The sequence below is a fragment of the Micromonospora sp. M51 genome (assembly GCF_018070305.1).
Taxonomy (GTDB): Bacteria; Actinomycetota; Actinomycetes; order Mycobacteriales; family Micromonosporaceae; genus Micromonospora; species Micromonospora parva.
On the sequence record NZ_JAGPXZ010000688.1, the window covers coordinates 1 to 3,292 of the forward strand.

Sequence of the window (3,292 nt, forward strand, 5' to 3'; positions counted from 1 at the left end):
GGGTGCGTACGCCTGATTTGTCCCCGCCAACCTCATGATCGCCGCGGCGGGGCCGGGGGCGGGGGCCGGGGCGGGGACGGGGAGCGCGCCGGGTGAGGGGTCCGTTCGGGGAGGTTTGGTCGGGCTTGGGTGGGGGATGTGCTGCCGGACGTCTCTGGCGTGATCGCGCGGCTGTGGCCGCGTATCGGCGGCGCGGCGTGCGGACAACACCGACGGTGCGCCACTTGGCGCGCTTTAGGATTGACGAGCGGCGACTCCGGGCATACAGCGCGGTGATGAGGAAAGGAGGACAGCATGGCTGACGTGGCGAAAGCCCGCACATCCCAGAATGGGAGCGAGCCCTCCACCGCGGAGTTGGTGCAACGAGCCACCGAGCAGATCTCCCGCCTCGTGCGGGACGAACTGACGCTGGCCCGGGCGGAGTTGACCCAGAAGGGTAAGCACGCGGGCATCGGGATCGGCCTGTTCGGCGGCGGCGGCGCGCTCGCGTTCTTCGGCCTGGGTGCGCTGGTCGCCACGGCGATCCTGCTGCTCGACCTGGTGTTGCCCGCCTGGGCCGCGGCGCTGATCGTGGCGGTGGCCTGCTTCCTGGTGGCCGGCATCCTCGCCCTGGTGGGCAAGAAGCAGGTCAGTCGTGCCGTCCCGCCGGTCCCGGCGGCCACGGTCCGCAGCCTCCGGGCAGACATGGACACTGTCACCGCCGCGGTGAAGGACAGGGGGCGGCAATGACCGGCAACGGGACCGGCGACACGGAGGCGCTGCGCGAGGAGATTCGTCGCACCAGGGTCGAGCTGGGCGAGACGATGGAGGCGTTGGCCGCCAAGGCCGACGTCAAGGCGCGTCTCAGGGAGTCCGCCGAGCAGGCCAAGGAGCGGATGCGTGAGCAGGCGGCACAGACCGTCGCCCGGGTCCGCGGGCAGGCCGTGCGGGGCGCGGGGATGGCGCGGGCGCGGGCCCACGAGAAAAGCGAGTTGGTGCGCGCACAGGCGTACGACAAGGGCGAGTTGGTGCGCCGCAACCCGATGCCGTGGGCGGCCATCGCGGCCGGTGCGGTGGCCACCGTTGTGGTGTTGATGATCGTGCGGGGGAGGCGTAGGTGAGTAAGAGCATCGGCAGGGTCGCGTACCGGCCGGTCGGCGTGTTGATGGGCATCGCCGCGGGGGCGGTGGCCGGGGCGATCTTCCGGCAGGTCTGGAAGGTCACTGCGGGCGACGGTGAGGCGCCCAACGCGACCGACGAGGATCGCGGCTGGGGCGAGATCCTGGCGGCCGCGGCATTGCAGGGCGCCATCTTCGCGGTCGTCCGGGCCGCCGTGGACCGGGGCGGCGCGGTCGGCGTACGCCGGATGACCGGCAGCTGGCCGGACTGACCAGACAGCGACGTCAGCCCCCTTCCCGCATCGATGGGAAGGGGGCTTTCGCATGGCATCACCCGCCACCCGGCACGCCTGAGGCATCCGTCAGGTCACATGTCGGAGAAATTCGTCGGAGAGGTCGTGACAGACTTTTTGCGTCCGTGATTTGCTGGTCCCCGCTGTTGCGAGATGGCGTGGGTTGAGAGAAGTCTCCTTCGTGGGGCCGCCTCAGGCACCGCTGCTCAAAAACGGCCAATCGGCCGGACGGCGTGCACGGCCGCCAGTTTTTAGAGGGAGATACACATGGCTCAGGGAACCGTGAAGTGGTTCAACGCTGACAAGGGCTTCGGCTTCATCACCGTCGATGGTGGGGGTGCTGACGTGTTCGTCCACTTCTCGGCCATCCAGACCAGCGGCTACCGCTCGCTGGAGGAGAACCAGCGGGTGGAGTTCGAGATCGCGCAGGGTCAGAAGGGCCCGCAGGCCGAGCAGGTCCGTCCCATCTGAGTAGGACGGCCGGCCCCGCCGGCCAGTGGGACGATCCGGCCCAAGGGTAACTGTGCAGCCCCGCATCCCATCGGGATGCGGGGCTGCACACGTGTTCGGGCTCCCCAGTGGAGCGAGCGCTCAGCGTCGACGCGAGCGCAGACCGAGCCAGAGCACCACCAGCCCGGCCAACGCCACGAGCGGACCGACCACCGCCCAGATCTTCTGGTCGGTCATCACGCTGCCGTCGACGTAGCCGAGGCCCTGGACCGTCCACACCGCGCCGATCACCACGGCCAGCAGGCCGAGGGTGAGCGGAAGCCAGCCCCTCATCGCGTCCCCTCTCCGCCGCCCCGGGCGGCACGCCGCCGTCCAGCATCGCCGGCCGGACGGTGCGACGCGAGCACCCCGGGCGCGCGGGTCACCACCGGTCGTGCACCTGCGGGCGGATCAGCTCGTCGTAGGTCTCGCGGACGGCTGTCAACTGCTCGTCGGTGAGCGGGGACAGGGCGGCCGCCGCGGCGTTGCGTCGGGCCTGGTCGGCGTCGCGGGCACCGGGGATGACCACTGTGACGCCCGCCTGGTCCAGCACCCAGCGCAGTGCGAACTGCGCCATCGTGCGGTCCGCGTCGACCAGCGGGGCCAGCCGGCGTACGGCGGCAAGACCTCGGTCGAAGTCGACTCCGGAGAACGTCTCCCCGACGTCGAAGGCCGCGCCGTGCCGGTTGAAGTTGCGGTGGTCGTCGGCGGGGAACTCGGTGTGCTCGTCGTAGCGGCCGGAGAGCAGGCCGCTGGCGAGCGGCACGCGGGCGATGATGCCGACCCCGGCTGCCGCCGCGGCGGGCAGCACCCGCTCCAAGGGCTTGTGGCGGACCGCGTTGAGGATGATCTGGACGCTCGCCACCCCCGGTCGGGCGATCGCGGTGAGGGCCTGGTCGCAGGTCTCGACGCTGACCCCGTACCCGGCGATGGCCTTCTCGGCGACCAGGGTGTCCAGGCCGTCGAAGACCTCGTCGGAGGAGAAGACCGCGGTGGGCGGGCAGTGCAACTGGACCAGGTCGAGGGTGTCCATGCCCAGGTTGGCCCGGGAGCGGTCGGTCCACTGCCGGAAGTTGGCCAGGGTGTACGCCTCGGGCCGCTGCTCGACGCGGCGGCCCATCTTGGTGGCGACGGTCAGCCCGGCGTCGGGTCGGGTGCGCAGGAAGCGGCCGATCAGCTGCTCGCTGCGGCCGTCGCCGTACACGTCGGCGGTGTCGAGGAAGGTGACCCCGGCGTCCACGGCGGCGGCGAGCACCGCCATCGCGTCGTCCTCGCTGACGGTGCCCCAGTCGGCCCCGAGTTGCCACGCGCCCAGGCCGACCGCGCCAACGGTCCGGCCGAGCCGGTTGAAGCTGCGCTGTTCCATGCCCCGAGCCTAGTGATCGGGTTGCCACGGTGCCAGGCGAGCCGTAC

The 3,292-nt window shown here is 71.2% G+C and carries 6 protein-coding genes; 4 read left to right on the plus strand and 2 right to left on the minus strand.

Annotated elements, in window-relative coordinates; translation table 11 throughout:
- The first annotated feature begins 294 nt into the window (after nt 1–294).
- The 4 genes from KBX53_RS27100 to KBX53_RS27115 all read left to right on the plus strand — a co-directional run bounded on the left by KBX53_RS27100 (nt 295) and on the right by KBX53_RS27115 (nt 1,861).
- On the plus strand, nt 295–729 hold the full coding sequence (locus KBX53_RS27100) for a phage holin family protein (protein WP_030338239.1): 435 nt from the start codon (nt 295–297) through the stop codon (nt 727–729).
- Complete coding sequence (locus KBX53_RS27105) at nt 726–1,100, plus strand: DUF3618 domain-containing protein (protein ID WP_030338237.1); 375 nt, start codon at nt 726–728, stop codon at nt 1,098–1,100. Before KBX53_RS27100 ends, KBX53_RS27105 begins: the two co-directional genes overlap by 4 nt.
- On the plus strand, nt 1,097–1,369 hold the full coding sequence (locus KBX53_RS27110; protein WP_030338235.1) for a DUF4235 domain-containing protein: 273 nt from the start codon (nt 1,097–1,099) through the stop codon (nt 1,367–1,369). The genes KBX53_RS27105 and KBX53_RS27110 overlap by 4 nt, the downstream gene beginning before the upstream one ends.
- A gap of 288 nt (nt 1,370–1,657) precedes the next feature.
- The gene (locus KBX53_RS27115) at nt 1,658–1,861 is read left to right on the plus strand and encodes a cold-shock protein (protein ID WP_030338233.1); all 204 of its coding nucleotides are present in this window, start codon (nt 1,658–1,660) and stop codon (nt 1,859–1,861) included.
- Nucleotides 1,862–1,981: 120 nt separating this feature from the next.
- On the opposite strand, the gene KBX53_RS27120 is transcribed toward KBX53_RS27115, so the two are convergent.
- Nucleotides 1,982–2,173, minus strand: a complete 192-nt coding sequence (locus KBX53_RS27120) for a hypothetical protein (RefSeq protein ID WP_030338231.1) — start codon at nt 2,171–2,173, stop codon at nt 1,982–1,984.
- 88 nt (nt 2,174–2,261) lie between these two features.
- Nucleotides 2,262–3,245, minus strand: a complete 984-nt coding sequence (locus tag KBX53_RS27125) for an aldo/keto reductase (RefSeq protein WP_030338229.1) — start codon at nt 3,243–3,245, stop codon at nt 2,262–2,264.
- Between the last annotated feature and the right edge of the window lie 47 nt (nt 3,246–3,292).